The 21,869-nt window shown below is 63.8% G+C and carries 21 protein-coding genes, 1 tRNA gene and 1 pseudogene; 14 read left to right on the top strand and 9 right to left on the bottom strand.

The window, feature by feature from the left end; translation table 11 throughout:
* Positions 1 to 60: 60 nt before the first annotated feature.
* Positions 61 to 1,887: a glutamine--fructose-6-phosphate transaminase (isomerizing) gene (glmS, locus tag ABIB06_RS28910; RefSeq protein WP_247346837.1), complete on the bottom strand. Its 1,827-nt coding sequence runs from the start codon at positions 1,885 to 1,887 to the stop codon at positions 61 to 63.
* Positions 1,888 to 2,106: 219 nt separating this feature from the next.
* Here glmS and ABIB06_RS28905 point away from each other — a divergent pair, with 219 nt between their 5' ends.
* Positions 2,107 to 2,337, top strand: a complete 231-nt coding sequence (locus ABIB06_RS28905; protein WP_354047837.1) for a hypothetical protein — start codon at positions 2,107 to 2,109, stop codon at positions 2,335 to 2,337.
* Between the two features lie 51 nt (positions 2,338 to 2,388).
* Here ABIB06_RS28905 and glmU read toward each other — a convergent pair whose 3' ends face one another.
* Positions 2,389 to 3,744, bottom strand: coding sequence for a bifunctional UDP-N-acetylglucosamine diphosphorylase/glucosamine-1-phosphate N-acetyltransferase GlmU (glmU, locus tag ABIB06_RS28900; protein ID WP_354047839.1), 1,356 nt, complete (start codon positions 3,742 to 3,744; stop codon positions 2,389 to 2,391).
* Between the two features lie 173 nt (positions 3,745 to 3,917).
* Between glmU and ABIB06_RS28895 the strand changes: the two genes are divergently transcribed.
* Positions 3,918 to 5,291 (top strand): hypothetical protein, encoded by a 1,374-nt coding sequence (locus ABIB06_RS28895; protein WP_354047841.1) that lies wholly within the window; start codon positions 3,918 to 3,920, stop codon positions 5,289 to 5,291.
* Between the two features lie 181 nt (positions 5,292 to 5,472).
* Positions 5,473 to 5,853, top strand: coding sequence for a hypothetical protein (locus tag ABIB06_RS28890; RefSeq protein WP_247447232.1), 381 nt, complete (start codon positions 5,473 to 5,475; stop codon positions 5,851 to 5,853).
* Here the strand turns inward: ABIB06_RS28890 and ABIB06_RS28885 are convergent.
* A complete protein-coding gene (locus ABIB06_RS28885; RefSeq protein WP_247447231.1) occupies positions 5,813 to 7,372 on the bottom strand; it encodes a glycoside hydrolase family 17 protein in 1,560 nt (519 codons plus the stop codon). The genes ABIB06_RS28890 and ABIB06_RS28885 overlap by 41 nt on opposite strands.
* 329 nt (positions 7,373 to 7,701) lie before the next feature.
* Here ABIB06_RS28885 and ABIB06_RS28880 point away from each other — a divergent pair, with 329 nt between their 5' ends.
* The 3 genes from ABIB06_RS28880 to ABIB06_RS28870 all read left to right on the top strand — a co-directional run bounded on the left by ABIB06_RS28880 (position 7,702) and on the right by ABIB06_RS28870 (position 11,575).
* Positions 7,702 to 8,295, top strand: a complete 594-nt coding sequence (locus ABIB06_RS28880; RefSeq protein ID WP_354047845.1) for a beta-1-3, beta-1-6-glucan biosynthesis protein — start codon at positions 7,702 to 7,704, stop codon at positions 8,293 to 8,295.
* A gap of 214 nt (positions 8,296 to 8,509) precedes the next feature.
* Positions 8,510 to 11,173, top strand: coding sequence for a glycosyltransferase (locus tag ABIB06_RS28875; protein ID WP_354047847.1), 2,664 nt, complete (start codon positions 8,510 to 8,512; stop codon positions 11,171 to 11,173).
* Positions 11,174 to 11,499: 326 nt separating this feature from the next.
* Positions 11,500 to 11,575: transfer RNA gene (locus tag ABIB06_RS28870), tRNA-Lys, on the top strand.
* 58 nt (positions 11,576 to 11,633) lie between these two features.
* On the opposite strand, the gene ABIB06_RS28865 is transcribed toward ABIB06_RS28870, so the two are convergent.
* Both ABIB06_RS28865 and ABIB06_RS28860 read right to left on the bottom strand, forming a co-directional pair.
* Positions 11,634 to 11,840, bottom strand: a complete 207-nt coding sequence (locus ABIB06_RS28865; RefSeq protein ID WP_247447229.1) for a hypothetical protein — start codon at positions 11,838 to 11,840, stop codon at positions 11,634 to 11,636.
* Positions 11,841 to 12,697: 857 nt separating this feature from the next.
* Positions 12,698 to 13,067 (bottom strand): annotated as a pseudogene (locus ABIB06_RS28860) (hypothetical protein); the annotation flags it as partial.
* A 220-nt stretch (positions 13,068 to 13,287) separates the two neighbouring features.
* On the opposite strand from ABIB06_RS28860, the gene ABIB06_RS28855 reads away from it, so the two are divergent.
* The 4 genes from ABIB06_RS28855 to ABIB06_RS28840 all read left to right on the top strand — a co-directional run bounded on the left by ABIB06_RS28855 (position 13,288) and on the right by ABIB06_RS28840 (position 15,233).
* Positions 13,288 to 13,458 (top strand): hypothetical protein, encoded by a 171-nt coding sequence (locus ABIB06_RS28855; RefSeq protein WP_354047851.1) that lies wholly within the window; start codon positions 13,288 to 13,290, stop codon positions 13,456 to 13,458.
* A gap of 648 nt (positions 13,459 to 14,106) precedes the next feature.
* Positions 14,107 to 14,349 carry a hypothetical protein gene (locus ABIB06_RS28850; protein WP_247343353.1) on the top strand — a complete coding sequence of 81 codons (243 nt, stop codon included), beginning with the start codon at positions 14,107 to 14,109 and terminating at the stop codon, positions 14,347 to 14,349.
* 157 nt (positions 14,350 to 14,506) lie between these two features.
* Positions 14,507 to 14,746 carry a hypothetical protein gene (locus ABIB06_RS28845; protein ID WP_354069831.1) on the top strand — a complete coding sequence of 80 codons (240 nt, stop codon included), beginning with the start codon at positions 14,507 to 14,509 and terminating at the stop codon, positions 14,744 to 14,746.
* Positions 14,747 to 14,945: 199 nt separating this feature from the next.
* Positions 14,946 to 15,233, top strand: coding sequence for an OapC/ArvC family zinc-ribbon domain-containing protein (locus ABIB06_RS28840; protein ID WP_247447225.1), 288 nt, complete (start codon positions 14,946 to 14,948; stop codon positions 15,231 to 15,233).
* 1 nt (position 15,234) lies between these two features.
* Here the strand turns inward: ABIB06_RS28840 and ABIB06_RS28835 are convergent, their stop codons facing one another.
* Positions 15,235 to 15,627, bottom strand: a complete 393-nt coding sequence (locus tag ABIB06_RS28835) for an NUDIX hydrolase (protein ID WP_354047855.1) — start codon at positions 15,625 to 15,627, stop codon at positions 15,235 to 15,237.
* Positions 15,628 to 15,772: 145 nt separating this feature from the next.
* A complete protein-coding gene (locus ABIB06_RS28830; RefSeq protein ID WP_354047857.1) occupies positions 15,773 to 16,888 on the bottom strand; it encodes an AI-2E family transporter in 1,116 nt (371 codons plus the stop codon).
* 392 nt (positions 16,889 to 17,280) lie between these two features.
* Between ABIB06_RS28830 and ABIB06_RS28825 the strand changes: the two genes are divergently transcribed.
* The 3 genes from ABIB06_RS28825 to ABIB06_RS28815 all read left to right on the top strand — a co-directional run bounded on the left by ABIB06_RS28825 (position 17,281) and on the right by ABIB06_RS28815 (position 20,114).
* Complete coding sequence (locus ABIB06_RS28825) at positions 17,281 to 17,508, top strand: hypothetical protein (RefSeq protein WP_354047859.1); 228 nt, start codon at positions 17,281 to 17,283, stop codon at positions 17,506 to 17,508.
* A gap of 164 nt (positions 17,509 to 17,672) precedes the next feature.
* The gene (locus ABIB06_RS28820) at positions 17,673 to 19,718 is read left to right on the top strand and encodes an acetoacetate--CoA ligase (RefSeq protein ID WP_354047861.1); all 2,046 of its coding nucleotides are present in this window, start codon (positions 17,673 to 17,675) and stop codon (positions 19,716 to 19,718) included.
* Between the two features lie 93 nt (positions 19,719 to 19,811).
* The gene (locus ABIB06_RS28815) at positions 19,812 to 20,114 is read left to right on the top strand and encodes a hypothetical protein (protein WP_247447221.1); all 303 of its coding nucleotides are present in this window, start codon (positions 19,812 to 19,814) and stop codon (positions 20,112 to 20,114) included.
* A 5-nt stretch (positions 20,115 to 20,119) separates the two neighbouring features.
* Here ABIB06_RS28815 and ABIB06_RS28810 read toward each other — a convergent pair whose 3' ends face one another.
* Both ABIB06_RS28810 and ABIB06_RS28805 read right to left on the bottom strand, forming a co-directional pair.
* Positions 20,120 to 20,353, bottom strand: a complete 234-nt coding sequence (locus ABIB06_RS28810; protein ID WP_354047863.1) for a hypothetical protein — start codon at positions 20,351 to 20,353, stop codon at positions 20,120 to 20,122.
* A 437-nt stretch (positions 20,354 to 20,790) separates the two neighbouring features.
* Positions 20,791 to 20,958 (bottom strand): hypothetical protein, encoded by a 168-nt coding sequence (locus ABIB06_RS28805; RefSeq protein ID WP_247447219.1) that lies wholly within the window; start codon positions 20,956 to 20,958, stop codon positions 20,791 to 20,793.
* 190 nt (positions 20,959 to 21,148) lie between these two features.
* Here ABIB06_RS28805 and ABIB06_RS28800 point away from each other — a divergent pair, with 190 nt between their 5' ends.
* Complete coding sequence (locus tag ABIB06_RS28800; RefSeq protein WP_247343382.1) at positions 21,149 to 21,736, top strand: formyltransferase family protein; 588 nt, start codon at positions 21,149 to 21,151, stop codon at positions 21,734 to 21,736.
* Positions 21,737 to 21,869 lie beyond the last annotated feature (133 nt).

Raw genomic sequence — 21,869 nt, 5'->3', positions numbered from 1 at the left:
ACGAAGCGACCGACCGATATCCCTTGTGTCTATTATCCCTTGTGCCTATTCCACGGTTGCCTATTCCACGGTCACCGATTTCGCGAGGTTGCGCGGCTGGTCGACGTCCGTGCCCATGACGACAGCCGTGTGATAGGCGAGCAGCTGCACGGGGACGGCATAAACCATCGGCGTAAAGGCTGCCGCCATATCAGGCATCACAATGGTGACGAGGGACTCGACGGTCGCCTCTTCCGCGCCTTTGGCGTCGGTCATCAGGATGATGTTGCCGCCGCGGGCGGCGACCTCCTGCATGTTTGAAACCGTCTTCTCGAACACGCGGTCGTAAGGCGCGATGACGACGACCGGCATGGTCTCGTCGATCAGCGCGATCGGGCCGTGCTTGAGCTCGCCGGCGGCATAGCCCTCGGCGTGAATATAGGAGATCTCCTTCAGCTTCAGCGCGCCTTCGAGCGCGAGCGGGAAGCTGGTGCCGCGGCCGAGATAGAGCACGTCACGCGATTTGGCGATCTCGCGTGCGAGCTTCTCGATCTGGGGCTCGGTGGTGAGCGCATCCGTCATCAAACGCGGGATCTCGACCAGGCCATGGACCAGCTTGGTCTCGTCCTCGTCGGACAGCTCGCCGCGGGCCTTGCCGGCCGCGATCGCAAGATTTGCCAGCACCATGAGCTGGCAGGTGAAGGCCTTGGTCGAGGCCACACCGATCTCGGGCCCGGCGAGCGTTGGCAGCACGGTCTCGCTCTCGCGCGCGATGGTCGAGGTCGGCACGTTGACGACGGCAACCGTGTGCACGCCCTCGGCCTTGGCATAGCGCAGCGCGGCCAACGTGTCGGCGGTCTCGCCCGATTGCGAGATGAAGATGGCGAGATCGCCCTTGCGCAAGGGCGCCTCGCGATAGCGGAATTCGGAGGCGACATCGACCTCGACCGGCACGCGCGAGAAGCGCTCGAACCAGTATTTTGCGACGAAACCGGCGTAGCTCGCGGTGCCGCACGCCGTGATGTTGATGCGCTGGATGTCCTTGAAGTCGAACGGCAGCTTGACCGGCAGCGACACGCGCTCGGTCGCCATGTCGACATAGCGCGCCAGCGTGTGGCCGACCACTTCAGGCTGCTCGTGGATCTCCTTCGCCATGAAGTGGCGGTAATTGGCCTTGTCGACCAGCGACGTCGAGGCCGCGTGTCTGATCTTGTCGCGCTGGACGGCATGGCCGTCCTTGTCGAAGATGTCGGCGCTGTTGCGGGTCAGCACGACCCAGTCGCCATCCTCGAGATAGCTGATCGTATCGGTGAACGGGCCGAGCGCGATGGCGTCGGAGCCCAGATACATCTCGCCGTCGCCATAGCCGATGGCAAGCGGCGGACCGTTGCGAGCGCCGATCATGAGGTCGTTGTCGCCGGCGAAGATGAAGCCGAGCGCGAAGGCGCCGCGCAGCCGCGCCAGTGCCAGCTTCACCGCCTCGACCGGCTTGTTGCCACGCGTGAGCAGATCGTCGACCAGATGCAGCACGATCTCGGTATCGGTCTCGGTGTGGAACACCGCGCCGTTCTTCTCGAGTTCCTGGCGCAGCTCGCGAAAATTCTCGATGATGCCGTTGTGGACGACAGCGACGCGCTCGGTCGCATGCGGATGGGCGTTGTTCACGGTCGGCTTGCCGTGGGTGGCCCAGCGCGTATGACCGATGCCGGTCGTGCCCTTCAGAGGCTCCGCTTCGAGCCGCTTCTCCAGATTCTTCAACTTGCCCTCGGCGCGGCGGCGCTCGAGGTGTTTGCCTTCGAGCGTGGCGACGCCCGCGGAGTCGTAGCCGCGATATTCAAGACGTTTGAGCGAATCCACCAATTGCTCTGCAACCGGTTCGCGCCCGAGAATGCCGACAATCCCGCACATGCGGCTCACTATCCCCCAAATCGTCGAAAAATCGCCTAAACGATACGCTCGGTTTTTAGCGAAGTTCCTAAACAACCAGATACTCAATATTTATTGCTGATTGAGACAGCGCCTCGTCACGCCTGCTTCGACTGCGTCGAATTGGCCGGCGTTAAACCGCGTCCGTTAACTTCTTGTCAACAAATTTGGCCAACGATTTCCCCTCCGGGAGATAAGGCCATGAAAGGCTCGTCCGACCGCAAAGGTCTGTCATCGACATTCGTGCACGCCAGCGAGACCACAGGCACGCACCTTGCGCATTGGCCACCGCCCCAGCGCGCCATGGAGCGAGGCAAGGAAAGTAAGCCTGTCCTCGCCACGCAGGCCACCGGCGAACCGGCAAAGCGCGCCAGGCCGCGCGGCTGGCGCTTGAAGCGAGCGATGTTCTCGGACGTCGCCGACGACGACTAGCGGTGCGCCTTACCATCCCAGCACCACGGCAAACACTCGGCCCTCGGCCGCTCATTTTTCCGGCTTCTTGCTGCGCGTCTTGATCTCGCGGTAGCGCGCAGCGCCGCCTTCCCTGATAGTCTGCGGGCTGCGCTCCAGCGCCATGGCATCGTCCGGCACGTCGCGCGTGATCACCGAGCCCGAGCCGATATAGGCGCGATTGCCGATCGTCACCGGCGCGACCAGCGAGGAGTTGGTGCCGACGAAGGCACCCTGCCCGATCACCGTCTTGTGCTTCTTGAAGCCGTCGTAGTTGCAGGTGATGGTGCCGGCGCCGATGTTGGAATTGGCACCGATGGTGGTATCGCCAATATAGGAGAGATGGTTGACCTTGACGCCGGCCTCCAGGGTCGCGGCCTTGGTCTCCACGAAATTGCCGATGCGCGCGCCGTCGCCGAGCGAGGTACCGGGGCGCAGCCGCGCATAGGGGCCGATCGAAACGTTCCTGCCGAGCGTGGTCTGCACGATATGCGAGAACGAGTGGATCACCGTGCCGTCGGCGATCGACACGCCGGGACCGATCACCACGAACGGCTCGATGGTGACGTCCTTGCCGAACACCGTGTCGGCCGCGAGAAAGACGGTCTCGGGCGCGATCAGCGTCACCCCGGCTTCCATCGCAGCCTTGCGCAGCCGTGCCTGCATCACGCTTTCGGCCTCGGCGAGCTGCGCTTTTGTGTTGATGCCGCGCACTTCGTCCTCGCTGGTTTCGATCACCACGGCATCCCATCCCTGTTCGCTGACAATGCCGACCGCGTCGGTCAGATAATATTCGCCCTTGGAATTCGCATTGCCGATCTTGTCGAGGATCGCCAGCGCGCGGCGTCCGTCGATCGCCATCACGCCGGCGTTGCACAGATCGATCTTGCGCTCCTCTGCGCTGGCATCGGCCTGCTCGCGGATCGCGACCAGGCGGTCGCCCTCGACGATGAAGCGGCCATAGCCGGTGGGATCGGCGGCGCGAAAGCCGAGCGCGGCGATCGCCGCGCCCTTGGCGAGCGGCGCGCGCAGCCGCGCGAAGGTCTCGGCCGAGATCAGCGGCGTGTCGCCGAACGCGATCAGCAGATCGTCGACACCCCGCGCAATGGCACCACGCGCCGACAGCACCGCATGCGCGGTGCCGAGCCGCTCGCCTTGCACGAAGGTGAGCGCGTCGGGGCGGATGCGCTTTGCTTCGTCCGCCACCGCCTGATGGTCGGGGCCGATCACCACCGCGAGCGAGGTACCGGTTCCCTTGGGTGCAGCGCCGAGCACGTGGGCGAGCAGGCTCTGGTGCGCGACCGGATGCAGCACTTTCGGCAGGCTCGATCGCATGCGCGTGCCTTCGCCGGCGGCGAGCACGATCGTGAGGCTGGAACGGGCGGTCATCGAAAATCCTGTCAGATACGGCCGAATCAGTTGGCGGCGGCAGGTCGATGCCGTCATGAGCTATCGCCTTGCTACCCCCGCAATCGCCCGGAATTCAAGTGCGACAAGGTTTTCCTGTTAATGTTCCCTGATTGATTCGGGGAAGCCGGACAGGGCTGGGCGCTTAAACGTACATGGCAAAGGATTCCGACCCACTGGCGGATGCCTTCGGCACCAAGGAGACCGGCGGGCTATTCTCCGGACTTGTGGCCGAGGAGAGTTCGTTCGATCGCAGCATGATGTGGCGGCTGGGCTCGTGGGGCGTGGCGGCCGTCGGCGCCGTGGTGATTGCCGTATTCGCCAACCAGGCCCAGCTCGGCTGGCGGCGCGACCAGGTCGCGTCGGCCGATCTCGCGCACCAGGCCGACCGGCTCCAGATGCTGACCAAGGAGAGCCAGAACGAGGCCCGCCGCCTCGCCTCTGCCATCGAGACACTGAACACCGATCGCGACCGGCTCTATTCGCGCGTCACCGTGCTGGAGCAAGGGCTCGATTCTGTCACCGGCGCCATCGCCAGGCAGACGACCACGCCGCCGCAGGCGTCCGCTGCGAAGCCGCAGGACGCGCCAGCTTTGGTCGGGCCGCCGGCGCCTAGCGTCGCGCCAGTCGCCTCGACACCAGCACCAGTCAGCGACAAGCCGCGCACCGAAGTTGCCAAGGACTCGCCGAAAGACAGCGCAAAGGAGCCGTCGGGCCCGCCGACGCAGAGCGCGGCCGCCGCCTCGCTCCTGTCGCACGCGCCGCTGACGACCTCGACACCGCCGATGCTTCCGCTGGTGCCGTCCAAGTCGATCATGGCGCCGCCCGATCCGGCCGCATCAAAACTGGTGCAGCCCGAGGCAACTGAGAAGGTTGCCGAGAAGAAGCCCGACCCGGCGCCCGCTCCGTTCGAAGTCGCTGCTGTGGCAGCGAAGCCGCCGGAGGCCGCCGAGAGCGAGGCTCCTGCGATTGCAGTCCAGCAGACGCGCTTTGCGATTGATCTCGGTGGCGCGAACTCGGTCGACGGCCTGCGTGCACTCTGGCGCGGACTGAGCAAATCCAATCCGGAGATCGCGGCGCTGCGGCCGATCATCATGATCAAGGAAGGCAACACTGGCCTCGGCATGCAGCTTCGCTTGGGAGCCGGCCCGCTGATCAACGCCGCCGCAGCAGCCAAGCTCTGCGCAGGCCTCGCCGAAAACGACCGCCACTGCGAGACCACCGTGTTCGACGGCCAGCGGCTGTCAATGCGCGGCGGCCAGGAAAAGGGACAAGAGAAGACTCAGGATCGAGTTCAAGAGAAGAACTCCGACAAGACCCAGGACTCGGTGCCGCAAGCCGACACCGCCTCGGCGCCCGCGCCCGCCGCCAAACCGGACAAGCGCCGCCACAGATATTCCTCAAAACGCTCCTCGAAGCGAGAGGAGCCCGCGCCTGCTCCTGCGGCTCCGCAGCCAGCCGCACAGGCGAAGCCGGAGACGGCGCCGGCGTCAGCGGGATCGACGTTGTCGTCGTTCTTCAGGCGATAAGCCTTGTGGACTGCGGGCAGGCGCCAATAATCGCTGTCAGTGGAAAATCGTTGCGTCATGCTCCGCTACCTGAGCGTGGATGACTTGCACACCGCCACAATGGCGCGCAGTTGCGCCACGATAGGCAGAAACTTCCACCTGCCCTGTTGCCCCCTCCCTTCATCCCGACCATATTGCGGCCATGACAAAAAAGCCCTTCCGCCTCACACCCTACCAGGTGCAGTTCCTGATCGTCGTTGGCTTCGCCAGCGTCGGCTATGCGCTCTATCTGCGCTACCTCGGAATCGAAAACTCGCAGGTCGGGCTCGCCTGCGACGCCGGACTTCAGACGCTGATCTGCAAGGCGCGCTCGGTCTCGACGGTGCTGTTCAAGAATTCGGTGTTCGGCATCGTCGCGCTGGTGGTAGCGACGCTGAATCTGATGCGGCCGTCGATCGTGCTCCTGACCGTCGGCATCATCGCCGCCGGCCTCGGCATCGTGCTCTACAATGTCGTGCTGTCGGGCCTGGCGATCGGCCTGTTCATTCTTGGATTTGCTCGGCCCGCGCCCGCCACATCGTGAGCGCGAACAACAAATAGATCGCGCAGGTCCACAGCGACTGCCAGTTGTCGCGGCCCTCGTTGAAGAGCACATAGGTCGCCGACAGCGTCAGCACGCCGGCAAATACCGACTCCGCGATCGGACGCTGGCCGATCTGCGGCCGGTTCAGCATCAACAGCGCGAACGGCACCACCGCCATCGTCAGCGAGGCATAGGGGAAATCCTTGTAGCGCGGATCGAACACGAAGCCGAGCGCGGTCTGCGCCGCGATCACCGCAGTCACCGCCAGCGTGAGGCCCAGCACGGCGGTGAGCTTCGACCATTTCCGGCCCTCGCGCGGGCCCAGCAGATCGAGAAAGGTCGGAAGACTGCGGCCGATCACCATCGCCTGCGCGCAGAAGATCGGCGACAGGATGCCGGCCGCGAGCAGCGCGCCCCACAGCAGCCAGCCGCCGATGCCGTAGCTCTCGTAGTACATCTTGTCGGCGCCGATCCCGAGCAGGATGCCCGCTGAGGTCGCCGAGATCGCCACACCGAGCCAAGCCGAGAAGCGCGGCGTCCAGGGCCTGCGCCGCAGCGTCAGGCCGGCGACCGCGAACACCAGCACGCAGAGGCCCATGCCCGCGCCCATGTACCATTTCCAGTACGGGAAATTGCTGATCGGCTCGCCAGGCGGGTATTTGAGGCTGCGGTGCACCGAGTCATAGAGCCCCCAATAACCGCCGACAGTGCCCTCCAGCTTGCGCTTCCACGGCTGGTCGTAGGACTCGATCAGATTGACGCGGAATTTCTGCTCTTTCGCGAGGGACAAAATCTCGGAGACGACGCGCGCCTGGTTGGTCCGCGACGGCAGCGCGCCTTCGCGCATGCGCCCTTCGCTCGGCCAGCCGGTTTCGCCGATCAATATCTCCTTGCCGGGAAACGCGACTGCCATGCGCTCGCGGATCGCCTCGACATGGCCGGCGGCGAATTTCGCCTTGACCGGGAAATCCTCCCAATAGGGCAGGATGTGGATCGTGACGAAGTCGACGGCGTCATAGACGTCGCGGTTCTTCAGCCAGAACTCCCAGACGTCGGCATAGGTGACGGGCACGCTGACTTGCGCCTTCACCGAGCGGATGATGGAGACTAGGTCCGCGGTCGTCATCTCGCCACGCAGCAGCACCTCGTTGCCGACGATGATGCTGGTGATGATGCCGGGGAAATCCTTGGAAAGGCGGACGGCGAGCGCGGCCTGCTCAAAATTCTTGGTGCGGTTGCTGGAGAGCCAGATCCCCTGCAGCAACTTCAGCCCGCCGATCCTGGCGGCGATCGCCGGCACCTGGTCGAGGCCGTTCTCCATCGAGTAGGTGCGGACACAGTCGGTGATCTCCTTGAGCTGGCGCAGGTCCTGCTCGATCTGATCGGCCTCGATATGGGTCCATGCGTTCAGCGGCGACTGCTCGCCGCGGAACGGCGCGTAGGAAACGCACTGAACCTTGTCGGCGGGATCGATCGGGGCGCGCGCGAGCGTGATCGGCGTGGCAAGCCACCACCACACGGCAGCAATCGCACCCAGTGAAACGAGCAGAAGCGCCAGTGGCGTACGAAGAGAAATCAGTTCCGTCCTCCCGCGAAGGGCCGTCGATTACCTGCTCGCACGCCATCTGCCAAGGGGGTGGCTCCGGTATGGATCGATCCCTCCCCTGAGGAATTTACCTGCGGCCGTTCGACAGAGGCCTAGGATCGTGACTTTGCTGGACAAAATTTGAAATTCAGGCCATGGAATCGAAAGGACTTTTCCGCCGCATTGGAGACCCATTTGGACGCCATCACCGGCGCGTCCGCGAGGTCCTGGCGCGGACGGTCAGTGAATATATTGGGGAATTCATGCGGCAACGGGTGTTCGAGTTACGAAATGCGGTCCTGCGGCAGTTCGCCGCCACCTTGGCCGTTACTTCCCTTCTCGTCATGGTCGGTCTCGGTGGCGCCTCCGCCCAGAGCGGCACGCCCGCCCCGGACCAGAGCAAGTCAGCCGCCCAGCCCGCCGACGCCGCCAAGGATGCCGCCCAGAACCAGCGTCGCACCGACGAGTTCGCCGAAGCAGCCCAGGTCATCAGCGGCCCGGCCGGCAACCCCGAATGCGTCTGGCTCGGCCGGCGCGTGATACGGCTGATGTGGCGGGACGACCTCGATACCGCATTCCGCCATCTCGACCTCTACGACCGCTTCGGCTGCCCTGGCGGCCACATCCAGGCCGCCTTCCGCTGCCTGACCCGCTTTGGCGGCCAGATTGATCCCAAGGTCGCCGAGACCCTGGACAGCCGTGTCCACGCTTGCTGGATCAACCCGGCCTCCCAGCCGCAGCAGGCGGCGGCCGCCGCGGCCTCGCAGCCCGCCGCGCCGACATCAGGCAATGCGCAACCGCAGCCGGCCGCGAGCCCCTCGCCGGCGGCAAGCCCGTCACCGGTGCCCTCGAAATAGCCGCGATTGTTTCAGCCTCCGTTCAGGAACGATCGGCGATAGAAGCAATTGGCACTGCTGCGTATTCCGAAATTTGCCACGCCCTCATACGGTCATGAGGCCATGACAGTTGTGAACCGCGCGGCAGAGGTATGCTCCATTTGCCGCGGACTTGGTCGGATCTCGGGGTCGGATCCGCTTCCCTGCCCCCTCAGCCCCTTTTGGTTTAGCCGCGATGCGGGTTGTCGCCGCCGTTCTGTTGCTTGTGTCCGCGCTTCACGCCGGACTCTGGGGAGTCTTGCGCGACAAGGAACCTGCGCCGGACTTTAGGGGCCTGTTACCCAGCCTGTCTTATACGCCGTTCGAACCGGGACATGCTGTCGACAACAACGTCGACCCCGACAAGATTCGTGCCGATCTGAAAAAGCTCTCGACCCTCACGCGTGCCATCCGCTCTTACTCCGCGACGGAAGGCAACGAGTTGGTGCCGCCGATTGCCGCCGAGTTCGGGCTCAAGGTCACGGTCGGCGCCTGGATCGGCAAGGACCCGGACCGCAACGAGCGCGAGATCAAGGCCGCCATTGAGCTCGCCCGCAAGAACAGCAACGTGAATGGCGTCGTGGTCGGCAACGAGGTGATCTACCGCGGCGAGCAGAAGGTCGAAGACCTCATCGAGATGATCAAGAAGGTCAAGGGCGCGGTCCGCGTGCCCGTGACGACCGGTGAGATCTGGAACATCTGGCGCGACAACCCCGACCTGGGCTCCAACGTCGATTTCATCGCCGCCCACGTGCTGCCTTACTGGGAAAATTTCCGCTCGGACCAGGCGGTCGACCAGGCCGTCGACCGCTACAATTTGTTGCGTAACCTGTTCCCCGGCAAGCGCATCGTGATCGCCGAGTTCGGCTGGCCGAGCGCGGGCTACAATCTGCGCAATGCCGACCCCGGTCCGTTCCAGCAGGCACTGACCTTGCGCAACTTCGTCAGCCGCGCCGATGCCATCGGCATGGAATACAACATCGTCGAAGCCATCGATCAGCCCTGGAAATATTTCGAAGGCGGCGTCGGTCCCTACTGGGGCATCCTCAACGCCAGCCGCGAGCCGAAATTCGCATGGACCGGCCCGGTGGAGAATCCCGACTATTGGAAGTCGATGGGTATAGCGCTGCTGGTCGGCGTCCTGTTGTCGCTGCCGATCCTGCGGCTGGAACAGCCGACGGCGAAGCAGGCGTTCCTGCTGTCGGCCGCCGCCAATGGCGTCGGCGCCTGGGCCGCCACCGTGTTCGCGTTCTGGAACGGGCACTATTTCATTTTCGGCTCGGCCTTCGCACTGACGCTGGGCATGATCCTGCTTGTTCCCCTCGTCCTCATTGCGATGGCGCGCATCGACGAGATCGCCGCCGTCGCGTTCGGCCGGCCGCCGCAGCGGCTGCTCACGAAGGGCAAACCGGTCGCGAACGTTCCCGAGAATTACTTTCCAAAAGTCTCGATCCACATCCCCGCTTATTTCGAGCCGGTCGAGATGCTCAAGCAGACGCTCGATGCGCTGTCGCGGCTGAACTATCCGAACTACGAATGCGTCGTCATCATCAACAACACGCCGGACCCGGCCTTCTGGCAGCCAATCCAGGACCATTGCCGCACGCTCGGTGAACGCTTCAAGTTCATCAACGCGGAGAAGGTGCAGGGTTTCAAGGCCGGCGCGCTGCGCATCGCGATGGACCGTACCGCCGTCGATGCCGAGATCATCGGCATCCTCGATGCCGACTACGTCGTCGATCCCGACTGGTTGAAGGACCTCGTGCCCGCCTTCGCCGACCCGCGCGTCGGTCTGGTGCAGGCGCCGCAGGAGCATCGCGACGGCGATCTGTCGATCATGCACTACCTCATGAACGGCGAGTATGCCGGCTTCTTCGACATCGGCATGGTCCAGCGCAACGAGACCAACGCGATCATCGTGCACGGCACGATGTGCCTGATCCGCCGCGCCGCGATGGACATGGCCGGCGGCTGGTCGAGCGATACGATCTGCGAGGACTCGGATCTCGGCCTTGCGATCCAGCAACTCGGCTGGACCACGCACTACACCAACCACCGCTACGGTCAGGGCCTGCTCCCCGACACCTACGAGGCCTTCAAGAAGCAACGCCATCGCTGGGCGTATGGCGGCCTCCAGATCGTCAAGAAGCACTGGCGGAACTTCCTGCCCGGAAAGAGTCGGCTGACGGCTGACCAGAAGCGCGAATATGGTCTCGGCTGGCTGAACTGGCTTGGGGCCGAAAGCCTCGGCGTGGTCGTGGCGCTGCTCAACCTCATCTGGGTGCCGATCGTTGCCTTCGCCGACATCGCCATCCCCGACAAGATTTTGACGCTGCCGATCATCGGCGCCTTCATCGTCTCGCTCGCGCACTTTTTGTCGATGTACCGTGCGCGCGTCGCGATCAAGCCCGGCCAGATGCTGGGCGCCATGATCGCGGCAATGAGCGTGCAATGGACGGTGTCGCGCGCGGTCGCGCAAGGACTGATCACCGAGCACATCGCGTTCGCGCGCACCTCCAAAGGTGGCCTGTCCCGGATGTCGATAGAGTTCCAGGCGTTCTGGGAGGCCGTGATCGGCGCCCTGCTCCTGATCGGCGCCGGCGTGCTGGTCGCCTCCAACAGCTATCGCCAGATCACCGAGATCTACATCTTCGCGGGCGTGCTGGTGCTGCAAAGCCTGCCGTTCCTGGCAGCGGTCGCCATCGCCATCCTCGAGCTCAGCCGCATCAACTCGTTCCAGTTCTGGCGCGACAGCGCGATCCGCACCGCCGAGCTGATCGGCTTGCGCCCCGTCGCGCTGCCGAACCCCGCCGGCACGCCGCAGCCGTTGCCGAACGAGGTCCGGCGCGAAGCGAACTGACGGCGAGACGACCTTGCGGCGCGGGCGAGGCCCTCGGCCGGTAAGCCATCCTCGCTCTTCGGCGTGGATGACGGTCCGCCAATCAAGTTGAAAATCCCGACTTAAGCCACGGAAGCGGCGAGCAAATCCCCGCTTCTGCCGCGAGTTTTGGCAGCCACCCCTGCTATTGACCTCCGCGCCCCATCCCCCTACACAGCGCGGGCCGAAAGCATGATCCGGAGAACAGCCGGTTTTCCCCGCGACGCAAGTAGAGCGTGGCAGCAAGACATGCTTCTCGAATGTCCGAACACGATGGCGATCTCTTTGAAAGCCATCAGCGGCCATGGGAGCGCGTAGCTCAGCCGGTAGAGCACGTGACTTTTAATCACGGGGTCCTGGGTTCGAGCCCCAGCGCGCTCACCAAGATAAATCAATGGCTGTTCGCGAGAGCAGATGAAAAGGCCCCGATTGCGACGGCGGACTACACCACGCCGCCGAAGTCGATGCCTTCCTTCGCAAGCTCCTCGGCTTCCTCGGCGGACTCTGTCGGCTTCGTTTCGAGATAGGCATGCTCAGACGCCGGTAGGACAGTGCGGATTTTCCCACCATCTGCCCGCGTGATGCGGGCAACCCAACGCCTGGGGCCGTGCTCAACGTGCTGGATATGGTACTGCTTGTACGTAATCATGACTCACGGACGCAACTGACGCTAGCGGAGGCTTCCTTTTTATCTGACAGGAAGCCGCCGGACAACGGTTTCCTAAAGCTAGGTTAAGACCCGCCAGCGTGAACGGGCGGGTCCCGAGAGCGTAGTGCGAACATCAGACAGCCGCCAGCCGCTCGATGTCGTGGAAGATCGATCCAGCCATTTTCTCTCCGCAACTGCTGCGGTCGAACGAAAAGACTTGACTGAGCTGGGGAGCGCGCCGGCGTGAACCGTTCAGCGATCATTCAGCCGCTCAGGCGTAGGCATACTGCGATTGGGAGACAATCCGATGATAGGTGCCGTTGTCGCAATCTTGCTGGCGCTACAGCTCGGTGAGGTTCATCAGGTTCAATACCGTGTCCCTGTACACCCGCCGCCGTGCGGCAACGGCTGGGACGTCGGTGCCCGCGACGGCATGTGCTACCCCAACGGCTATTTGCCACCGCAAGAACAGGCCGCACGGCAGTACTATCGTGGCGGTAGAGGCTATGGCCACTATCCCGTTCCTTGCGGAAACGGTGCCGATATCGATAGCCGCGACGGCCAGTGTTACCCGACCGGAACGGTTCCGCCGCAGTTGCAACAGGGCCGGCAAGGCTATTACGGCGATGATTACTACGAGCGCCGACCGAGGCGCCGTTACTATTGAAAGACCCACCAGCGTAAACCGGCGGGCCCTGGTAATCGCTTTAGCGATCAGCGGAATCAGGCGAGGTGACAGTGCAGCAGCACTGTCACCGTCATTCCGCAATTCCAAGTCTGGGTAAAAGGCCCCGCCGGCGCGAGCCCTCGGCCAAGTGAGCGCGGACATAGTCCCAGATGACTTGCCTGACCTATCTTCAGCTTTCCGGGGCCGAGATTGTAGCCGGCACACTCAAGGGAGCTCCTCCAACCGAAACGGGCCCCATAGATTTCGATTGTGGAGCCATCCGCTTGCGCATCGCCAGTCGATTGCGAGCGCGCCCTCTGGGGATGGAGGAGGTCATTTCCGACATCATTGCACTCTGCAGCGAGTCGATCTTCGCAATCAGCGTGGACAGCTGCGAAGATACCTTCTTCACATCGACCCGTTCGTCCGCTCTGTCGCAGCGAAAGCAGCACCATCGAATCCGCCTGCAGCACAGCCGCGTTTTGTTGCAATGCCTGGTTGCTCTCCTGCAGCGAAGCCGTGTGTTGCTGCTGGGTCGACTGAATATCCTTCAAGGCAGCGCCCCCCTCACCCCGGCCGAGTACGGGGTCCATGCGATAGAATTGCGGTAGCCCCTGCACCCATTTGAGCGCAGGACAGGCCCGACTTTTTCAGGTCAAGTTCCGGTTCTCCGAAGCAAATGCTTTGCTTCTCGATAATGGAGCGCCTGCCCGGAACCGCGACAAAGCTACAGACAACTCCCCCGAAACGTGTAGGATTCGAGAAAATCGGAGGAGCGGCATGTTTGAAATCAACGGTTTCGACACGGCAGGCATCGTCAGTCTCAAGCGGCTATCCCTCGCCGCCGCCCTCAAGAAGGCCCGAGAACTGATCGCGGACGGGTGCCGGGACGTTCAGATCGTTGATCCCGCAGGCCAAGTCTACACATCGTTTGAGGAAGAAGCCGCTTAATCGTCCCGCCTTAGGCACTTTTCAGAAAGCACCCGCCCATCCGATCGCGCTTCGCGTGCTCCGGCCGTGGCGGCGATCGACATGAAAAACCCCAGCGCCTGGTGGCTGCGCTGGGGCGTTTTCGAAATATAAATCGGTAAAGCAATGAGGCCTTCATAGCAGCGGTCTCGACAACCGCTTGTGAGCTGCTTCACACGGCTCGGCTGAACTTTTCACACCCCCGTGGCTATCCGCCCCGGCCGACGTTGGACGAGGCGTTATTGAGCCATCGCTCCGTTGCTTCATCGCTCCAGCCGGGGACCGCGAAGCGCGCGCGAGAATTCACGTCCGAGCGAGGACGATCGGCCGCAGGATGGCGTGTCGCAGGATTGCCCGCACGGGCGTGATGCACCGTTGCGGCGCTTGCAGACGTGCACAGCACGATCAAGAGGCCCATGGCCAAAACAGAGCGCATCGTATCGGCTCCCATCAAGCAACCGCTCGGGTCTATGTGATACGCCAACCGTCCAACCGCAATCCGACGCGGCTTCACAGCCAAGAGATGGAAGCGCGAGCCGACCTCCACTCCCGCGTGCCATGCCGTTGCCAATCAACTCGTTTGGGAGCACGCTGCCCCCAGGCGCGCAGACGCCACTCAGGGAGAAGCATATGAAGGAGCACGGCCTGGATAGTCGCCACCGGGACAAGGATGGCGCGATCAGCAAGAAGCACGGCAACACGCTGGTCGGCACGTTGCGCAAGATCTACGGAAAGGGTTTTGCCGCCGGTTATCCGGATACGACTGAACTCAATGAAGTGTTGCAACAATTGAACGAGACGTCGCTGAGCCAGTTGCGTCGCGATCACGACACCGGGCATCTCGGGCACAAGATCGACCACGTCCCGAAGTGACGGACTTCACTTAGCCAAACTTCAGGTAGTCGAAGCCGGCTCCACCAGCCGCTAGCGACCCTGCGCGGACAGGCCGCGCTGTCGGTCGTCTCACCGAACTTGCCGTTTGAGCCCTCGCCGCCCGAGCGCTAGCATGAGCCTTTTTCAGGAGGCTCATTTGAAACCGTTCATCTTCATCGCCGTGATTGCATTGCTTGCTACCGCTCCCGCCCGCTCGCAGGCCCTCGTCGATCCCAACAAGGTTGCTCCCGAATACCGCGAGGCGGCCGAGAAGCGGCGGGCCGAGCAGATGCGGCAGCGCGAATGCGCGCTAAAGGCAGATCTCGAGAAGGTGCTGCCGAGGGATCGCACCGTCTATCTCAACCATTGCCTGGACACGATAGCGGCCAAGCAATAGCGCCTGATCAAACGGCTTGATATCTCAGCTTGTGGCGACGGGCAGATGATGTTTGGCCGGCCAGGTTTTGCGAACACGGCCAGCACATTCGCGCCGGCTGCGGAAAGACCTGCCGGTGAAGTCCCGGAAGCATTCAAGCTTTCTTCAGACATTTGGGATCACCTGACGATCCATTTCCATCAGTCATTGTCGACCGCGGATGAGTTTCGTCCAGATTCAGTGCACGCGCTGCAAGACCGTATTCCGCGATCGCGCCGGACGGTTGCAGGACGGCTATTCCAGGCAATGTCCGAGCTGCGAGGTGGTGCTGTTCTTCGCGGAGGACTCGCCGAACCCTCAGGTCAAGCAGGCCATGAAGCGCGCGCGCAAGGCCCGCAAGGAGCAGCGCGAAACCGAAATGGCGAGGGCATCCGCGCCGCAGGCCCGTGTCAATTCTTCGCGGTCCCACGCCGGACGGACGCAGCAGCCGTCGGAGGACGAGGAGTAGCTTACGCCCGCCGGGGCTTCCTCGGAAACAGGCGGTCGCGGATATAGCGCGAGGTCGGCGTCAGGCGGATGCCGCGCGGCTTCTGCCAGGCGGCGCGGTCGAGCTCGTTCTTGTCGCCGATCGCGAGCCTGCCTTTGGCCCCCTTCGCGATGAAGATCGCATCGCTCATCTTGCGGCCGGAGCGCTTGTTCCTGGCCGTCACTTCCTTCCAGAGGCTAATCCGGCCGAGCTTCAGTTTGGGCAGCTCTTCCTTGATCTCCCGCCGCAGGCAGTCCTTGTCGGACTCGCGCGCGCGCTTGCGGCCGCCCGGGAACATCCACAGCCCGTCCGACCGGCGTCTGACCAACAATACCTTGCCGCGCTTGGCGGCTACCAGCTTGGAAGACTTCGCCATTTCCGCCGTAATCGAAAACAGAATCGGACCCATGGTAACTTGTCTAGTCGAATAGACAAGTTCAGCCCGCCGCTTGATCACAGGCCGCTGGACCCTCAGGTCCGACGGGTTACGGCAGGCCGATCGCGCCGTTCGAGGCCCGAGATCAGGCCTCGTCCGCCTTTTGCCCCGCTCTTTCCCCTGCCCCTGCCCCCGCCTCTGCCCGGTCCTCCGTCCTGATCCAGGCCATCATCATCTCCCAGGCCACGGACAGGATGATCGGCCCGATGAACAGGCCGACGATGCCGTGGGCGAGCGTGCCGCCGATCACGCCGACGAAGATCACGATGGTCGGCGTGGTCAGGCCGCGCCCCATGACGAGCGGCTTCAACATGGTGTCGAGGAAGCCGACGAGGACGAGAAACACGGTGAGCAGCAGCGCCGTGGTAACGTCCTTGGCGGTCCAGATCCAGATGATCACCGGCAGCAGCACCAGAAAGGCGCCGATCTGCACGATCGAGAGCAGCAGCACGATGAAGGCGAGCAGGCCTGCGCTCGGCACGGCGGCGAGCTTGAAGCCGATTCCGGCCAGCAGCGCCTGCACGATCGCGACGCCGATCACGCCCTGCGCCACGGCGCGGATGGTGGCGCCCGCGAGTCCCAGGAAATGCTCGCTCTGCTCGGGCACGATGCGAAACAGGAAGCCGCGGCCGGCCGCAACCAGCCGCGGCCCGTGCGGAAACAGGAAGCCGGCCACGAACACCGAGACCAGGAACTGCAGCGTGCCGACGCCGGCGTCTCCCGCGAGTCCAAGCAACGGTCCCGCCAACGGCTGGAGATACGGCGCCACCTCGTGCAGCACCGCGCGGATGTTGTTGTAGGTCTGCTCCCAGAGGTCGAATAGCCAGGGGCCAATGAGCGGCCACGACTTGAGCCGCTCGGGCGCCGACTGAAGCGCGAGGTCGCCGGTGCCGAGCTGGCGCGCCAGCTCGCGCACGCCATCTACTGCGCTGATGCCGAGCCAGGTCGCAGGGCCAATGACGATGCCGAGCGTGATCAGGGTCAGGATCGCCGCTGCGGTCTTGGGCCGGCCGCCGAGGATCTTGGCGACCCAGCTGAAGGCCGGGTAGAACGCGACCGCGAGCACGCCGCTCCAGGCAAGGATCGGCACGAAGGGGCGGATGATCAGGAAGGTCCAGATGATCAACAGGCCGAGCAGGCCGACCCGGATCACGAGCTGGATGATGTCCTCGCCCGTCAGGAGTTGACGGAGACTTTTCACGGGCACGGCTTTCCTTGCGGCATTGACGCGGGTTCCGGCACTTGCTCGGTCCAGCGTTATTGCCAGCCGCGCATCCGGCGTCAAGACGACCGGTCCAGCCCGAGCCTGGCGATTAGGAACGCATCGGGCCATTCGGCATTCCGAGAGCATGGCGCGCCGTCCCAGAGATCCTGTCGCACACACGGGAATTCACCGCGGCATCCACTTTTCGCTGAAGCGAAACGCCGCACCGGGCTATTGGCGCTACGCCTATGCCGTCGGCGACAGGGCCCGCTCCGGGCGAAGGCGGTTTGGCTAACGACGATTAACCGGATTTCGGCCGGCGGGTTTACGCCGATGCAAAGCCGTGCACCTACGCTTTCATTGAGATCCCCCAAACCACTTTCGGTGCAATGGCCAACAGCATCTGGACGATTGAAGAATTCACCTGCGCGGGTTGCAGCATGAACTACACCGCGACGAGGGAAGAGCACGCCGAAGCGCATTCCGGCAGCTTCAAGTGCAGCATCTGTAGCGGCGTGGTGCACACCTGGTCCGGCAAGCATCATTTCTTTGGCTGGGAAGCGGTGAAGACCAAGCCGCCGGTGTTCGGAAGGCGCTGGGCAGACGTGGGGCGGTAGGTTGAAACGACGAACCCTTTGAAGCAGTCGCGTTACGCCACTCAAACGTGTTCCTGGCGGACGCAGCCCGCTACTGCCGTCAACGCTGCCTGCGCGAAGTGCGGCTTCTGCTGCTCCGCCGCAACGGATAAACTCCCCTTCCCCGCAACCGAAGCCGACACGCAATGACCGCAGCTTTCGTTCCCCAGATCGCCCTCTACCGCACCTGGCTCGCCGAGCAGCGCGGCCTCACCTTCGCCAGCTACGAGGACATGCGGCAATGGTCGGTGCGCGATCTCGACGGCTTCTGGCGCAGCATCTGGGACTATTACGATCTGCAATCGCCGACGCCGTTCCAGGCCGCCATCACCGAGCGCAAGATGCCCGGCGCGGTCTGGTTTCGCGGCGCCCAGGTCAACTATGCCCGGCAGGTGTTCCGTCATGTGGACGCGGCCGACGCCGCCGGCCTGCCCGCGATTGTCAGCAGCGGCGAGGACGGCAAGCTTAAAGAGACGAGCTGGCCGGAGCTGCGGCGCAAGGCGGCAGCGCTCGCGCTGCATCTGAAAGAAGAAGGCATCAAGCCCGGCGATCGCGTGGCTGCCTACCTGCCCAACATCCCCGAGACCATCATCGCATTCCTGGCGAGCGCCAGCATCGGCGCGATCTGGAGCGTCTGCGCGCCCGATATGGCGGCACCCGCCGTGATCGACCGCTTCAAGCAGATCGAGCCGAAAGTGCTGATCGCCTGCGACGCAGTCACCTATGCCGGCCGACTGCACGATCGCAAAGACATCCTCGCCGAGCTGCGGCGATCGCTGCCGACGGTCGAGCACGTCATCCTGCACAGCGAGGCCGTCGCGCCCGCAGCGCCGGACGCCCTGCTCGCCGATATCCTTGCAAGGACAAGTGCGGCGATCGACACGTTCGAACCGGCCTGGCTGCCGTTCGACCATCCGCTCTGGATCGTCTATTCCAGCGGCACCACGGGCCTGCCGAAGCCGATCGTGCACGGCCATGGCGGCATCGTCATCGTGGTGCTGGCGCTGCTGGGACTGCACAACGATCTCGGCTGCTCCTACCACGAGAACTCGTTCGGCGAGCGCTATCACTGGTACAGCTCGACCGGCTGGATCATGTGGAACAGCCAGGTCGGCGGCCTGCTCAACGGCACCACCTGCTGCATCTTCGACGGCAGTCCCGGCGGCGCCAGGGAGAAGCCGGACTGGACCACGCTGTGGCGCTTCGTTGCGCAGTCGAAAGCGACCTTCTTCGGTGCGGGCGCGGCGTTCTTCGCCAACTGCGCCAAGGCCGAAATCGACCTCGCCGCCGGTGATCTGTCGCGATTGCGCTGTCTCGGCTCGACCGGTTCTCCGCTCAATGCCGACACGCAAGCCTGGTTCAACAACCGCTTCGCGGCGCTCTCGAAGACCAACGGCAGCAAGGCCCAGGCCGATATCTGGTGGGCCAACATCTCCGGCGGCACCGATTTCGCAGGCGCCTTCATTGGCGGCAACCGCGAACTGCCGCAGACGCCGGGCGCGATGCAGTGCCGTCTGCTGGGTGCTGCCGTGGAGGCCTTCAGCGAACAGGGCCGCGCCGTCATCGACGAGGTCGGCGAGCTCGTCTGCACCGAGCCGATGCCGTCGATGCCGCTCTATTTCTGGAACGACAAGGGCGATGCGCGCTATCGCGCAAGCTATTTCGAGACCTATCCGGACAATTTCGACGGCAGCGGCCGCGGGCCGGTGTGGCGGCACGGCGACTGGCTCAAGGTCGACCCGGACGGCTCCTGCATCATCTATGGCCGCAGCGACGCCACGATCAACCGGCACGGCCTGCGCATGGGTACGAGCGAACTTTACTCCGCGATCGAAGCCTTACCGGAGGTGCTCGACTCGCTCGTCGTCGATCTCGAATATCTCGGCCGCGACAGCTACATGCCGCTGTTCGTCGTACTGCGCGACGGCGTCGCCTTCGACGGCGCGATGCGGGCGAGGATTAACAAGGCGATCGAGGCTGGCCTCTCCCGGCGATTCCTGCCGAACGAAATTTTCGCAGTCGCCGAGATTCCGCGCACGCTCTCGGGCAAGAAGCAGGAGCTGCCGATCAAGAAGCTGCTGCTCGGCCAGCCCGTCGAAAAGGTCATCAACAGGGAGGCGATGGCCAATCCCGCCTGCCTCGACTGGTATCTCGCCTTCGCGCGCGACTATCTGGCGCGAACCGGGGCCTGAAGGGAGATCGCCGCAATTGCGCCGATGCCGTTTGGACTCCGTTCACCGATCGCCGCTAGAGCAGGATGGATCTTCCGAAAACGAACGCGCGCCATGGCCGACCTCAACGCCGTCCTCACCAGGCTCAACGACCGTCTGCTCCGCCTCGAAGGCGAGCTGTTCGTGCTGCGCTCACTGGCGCGCGCGACGCTGACGGCGGGCGACGAGCATGCGGCGCGGATGCGCAAGCTGGTCGAGGCCGCAAAGGTCGCGCTTGACGACGAGGCCGCGCGCGCCCTCGACAAGCCGACGCGCAAATATGTCGATGCGGCGACCGCGCTGGTGGAGGAATTGCTGGTCGAGCCGACCACGGCACGGCCGTTGTTCACCGTCATCGACGGCGGCCGGCGCGACTGAGCGCGTCAGATCGGATGCGTCGCGCCGAGGTCCGCGGATTCAGCCTTGAGCCGGCTGAGGCCCGCCTCGATGATCGCGATCTCATCGTCGATCTGACCGATCGGCAGGCTGAAATCGTAGCCGGACCTGCTCTTCAGGTCGACCGCGAGCCGCTGTCTGTGCATCATCAGCTGGTCGAGGCCGCGCCGGTTCTTCAGTCGGACATAGACGTCGACGATCTGCTCAATCGCGCTCGGCATGAAATCGGTCCCGGCAAAAAAGCCCGCACGACGCACCACGCCGGCGGGACAATTTCGGTGTCGCGGTACGCAATACAAATCCGCGACGGATTCGTCGATACGCCAAGCTGGTTGAGATCGTATTACCGTCCGATGCTTTCGTGATGGCCCAGCACGAAAAAGCCGCTGGCGATCATGCCAGCGGCCAAAGCCGGGTTCGAAAACGGATACGGGTTGAAATTTCGCCAGCCCCGGTCGGTCCATGTTCTATCGGCAAACCGGGGTCCTCTATGTTAAAAACGACACACAGGAACCGGCATATTCATCACTTGCCGTCCGAGCGTGGCGGCGCGGCAACGCTAGTCCGTGACGCAGAAGTATGGACGCGGCAGCCCTGCGGTAGGCGCTGTAGCGGTAATACGGCCGGTACGCGTAGCCGCGATAAAGTGCCGGCGGCTCTAAAAGTTGGTCACCGGCCCTTCCGCGCAGCCATAGGTGTCCCAGGTCGGGCCGATGAAGGGCGCCACCCCAACCTCAGGCGGGACCGCCGGATAGGGTGGTCCGCCGGCGCGCGCCGGAGTGGTCGCGATCAGTGCCGCGAGAATGACAAGCCACGCACTTCGCATGCGCTCGCTCCAAGCCGGTGCCAAGCGCCCATGGAAGCACCGGACCGGCCGGCTCCGCAATCGACGAATTTATCGCGCATCTGGGCCCCGGTGCATTGTTGATAACCGGCGCAAACGCCGCGCGGGTGGTGACAGGACGTCCGGACATGGTATCGGGGGATGACGCAGTTGCGAGACGGATCGGACCCCCATGCGCATTACCCTCGTCGGCTCCCGCCATTTCGGCGTGACCACCCTGAACATGTTCCGGGAGCACGGTGTCTCGATCGTTCGGGTCGTAGTGGCCGACGCGGAGGATCGCCTCGCCGCGACAGCCCGGGCGGCAGGCATCGACGTCATGGTCCAGGCCGACCCCAAGCTGGTGGTGGCCTCCGAGATCGCCCCCGACACCGATCTGATCGTCACTGCGCACAGCCATGCCCGGATCGGCAAGGACGCGCTCGCCGCGGCGAAGCTGGGCGGGATCGGCTATCATCCCTCGCTGCTGCCGCGCCATCGCGGCAAGGCCGCCGTGGAATGGACTATCAAGGAAGGCGATCCGATCGCCGGCGGCACGATCTATCACCTCGCCGACCGCATGGACGCCGGCGCCATCGCCGCCCAGGAATGGTGCTTCGTCAAGAAGGGCGAGACGGCACGGGAGCTGTGGGAGCGCGCACTTGCCCCGCTCGGGCTCAAATTGCTGGCCGACGTGATCGACTATGCCAAGGTCCACAAGGCGCTGCCGTCCAAGATTCAGGACGAGCAGTTCGCGACCTCGGCGCCAGCTCTTTCCTGAGTCGCTCTCCTGACGTTTACCCTTAACGTGAAGGGGCGTTGATTCTGCTTCGAAAATTGCAGCCGGAAATGCAAATAAACCATTGTTTCCACTGGAACAATTTTCGATTTGGCATTGCAACAAATTTCCGTCA

It is taken from the genome of Bradyrhizobium sp. LB8.2 (assembly GCF_040548035.1).
In the GTDB taxonomy this organism is placed as follows: Bacteria; Pseudomonadota; Alphaproteobacteria; order Rhizobiales; family Xanthobacteraceae; genus Bradyrhizobium.
This window is presented reverse-complemented; position numbering and strand designations above follow the sequence as displayed.

What these genes read in the sequence shown, in the direction of transcription:
- ABIB06_RS28810 (WP_354047863.1), bottom strand. Translation starts at nt 20,353, where the DNA reads ATGCCGAGCGCGATTGAGCAGATCGTCGACGTCTATGTCCGACTGAAG.
- ABIB06_RS28855 (WP_354047851.1), top strand. Translation starts at nt 13,288, where the DNA reads ATGTTTGAAATCAACGGTTTCGACACGGCAGGCATCGTCAGTCTCAAG.
- ABIB06_RS28820 (WP_354047861.1), top strand. Translation starts at nt 17,673, where the DNA reads ATGACCGCAGCTTTCGTTCCCCAGATCGCCCTCTACCGCACCTGGCTC.
- ABIB06_RS28840 (WP_247447225.1), top strand. Translation starts at nt 14,946, where the DNA reads ATGAGTTTCGTCCAGATTCAGTGCACGCGCTGCAAGACCGTATTCCGC.
- ABIB06_RS28805 (WP_247447219.1), bottom strand. Translation starts at nt 20,958, where the DNA reads ATGCGAAGTGCGTGGCTTGTCATTCTCGCGGCACTGATCGCGACCACT.
- ABIB06_RS28905 (WP_354047837.1), top strand. Translation starts at nt 2,107, where the DNA reads ATGAAAGGCTCGTCCGACCGCAAAGGTCTGTCATCGACATTCGTGCAC.
- ABIB06_RS28850 (WP_247343353.1), top strand. Translation starts at nt 14,107, where the DNA reads ATGAAGGAGCACGGCCTGGATAGTCGCCACCGGGACAAGGATGGCGCG.
- ABIB06_RS28825 (WP_354047859.1), top strand. Translation starts at nt 17,281, where the DNA reads ATGGCCAACAGCATCTGGACGATTGAAGAATTCACCTGCGCGGGTTGC.
- ABIB06_RS28865 (WP_247447229.1), bottom strand. Translation starts at nt 11,840, where the DNA reads ATGATTACGTACAAGCAGTACCATATCCAGCACGTTGAGCACGGCCCC.
- ABIB06_RS28895 (WP_354047841.1), top strand. Translation starts at nt 3,918, where the DNA reads ATGGCAAAGGATTCCGACCCACTGGCGGATGCCTTCGGCACCAAGGAG.
- glmS (WP_247346837.1), bottom strand. Translation starts at nt 1,887, where the DNA reads ATGTGCGGGATTGTCGGCATTCTCGGGCGCGAACCGGTTGCAGAGCAA.
- ABIB06_RS28815 (WP_247447221.1), top strand. Translation starts at nt 19,812, where the DNA reads ATGGCCGACCTCAACGCCGTCCTCACCAGGCTCAACGACCGTCTGCTC.
- ABIB06_RS28875 (WP_354047847.1), top strand. Translation starts at nt 8,510, where the DNA reads ATGCGGGTTGTCGCCGCCGTTCTGTTGCTTGTGTCCGCGCTTCACGCC.
- ABIB06_RS28880 (WP_354047845.1), top strand. Translation starts at nt 7,702, where the DNA reads ATGCGGCAACGGGTGTTCGAGTTACGAAATGCGGTCCTGCGGCAGTTC.
- glmU (WP_354047839.1), bottom strand. Translation starts at nt 3,744, where the DNA reads ATGACCGCCCGTTCCAGCCTCACGATCGTGCTCGCCGCCGGCGAAGGC.
- ABIB06_RS28800 (WP_247343382.1), top strand. Translation starts at nt 21,149, where the DNA reads ATGCGCATTACCCTCGTCGGCTCCCGCCATTTCGGCGTGACCACCCTG.
- ABIB06_RS28890 (WP_247447232.1), top strand. Translation starts at nt 5,473, where the DNA reads ATGACAAAAAAGCCCTTCCGCCTCACACCCTACCAGGTGCAGTTCCTG.
- ABIB06_RS28835 (WP_354047855.1), bottom strand. Translation starts at nt 15,627, where the DNA reads ATGGCGAAGTCTTCCAAGCTGGTAGCCGCCAAGCGCGGCAAGGTATTG.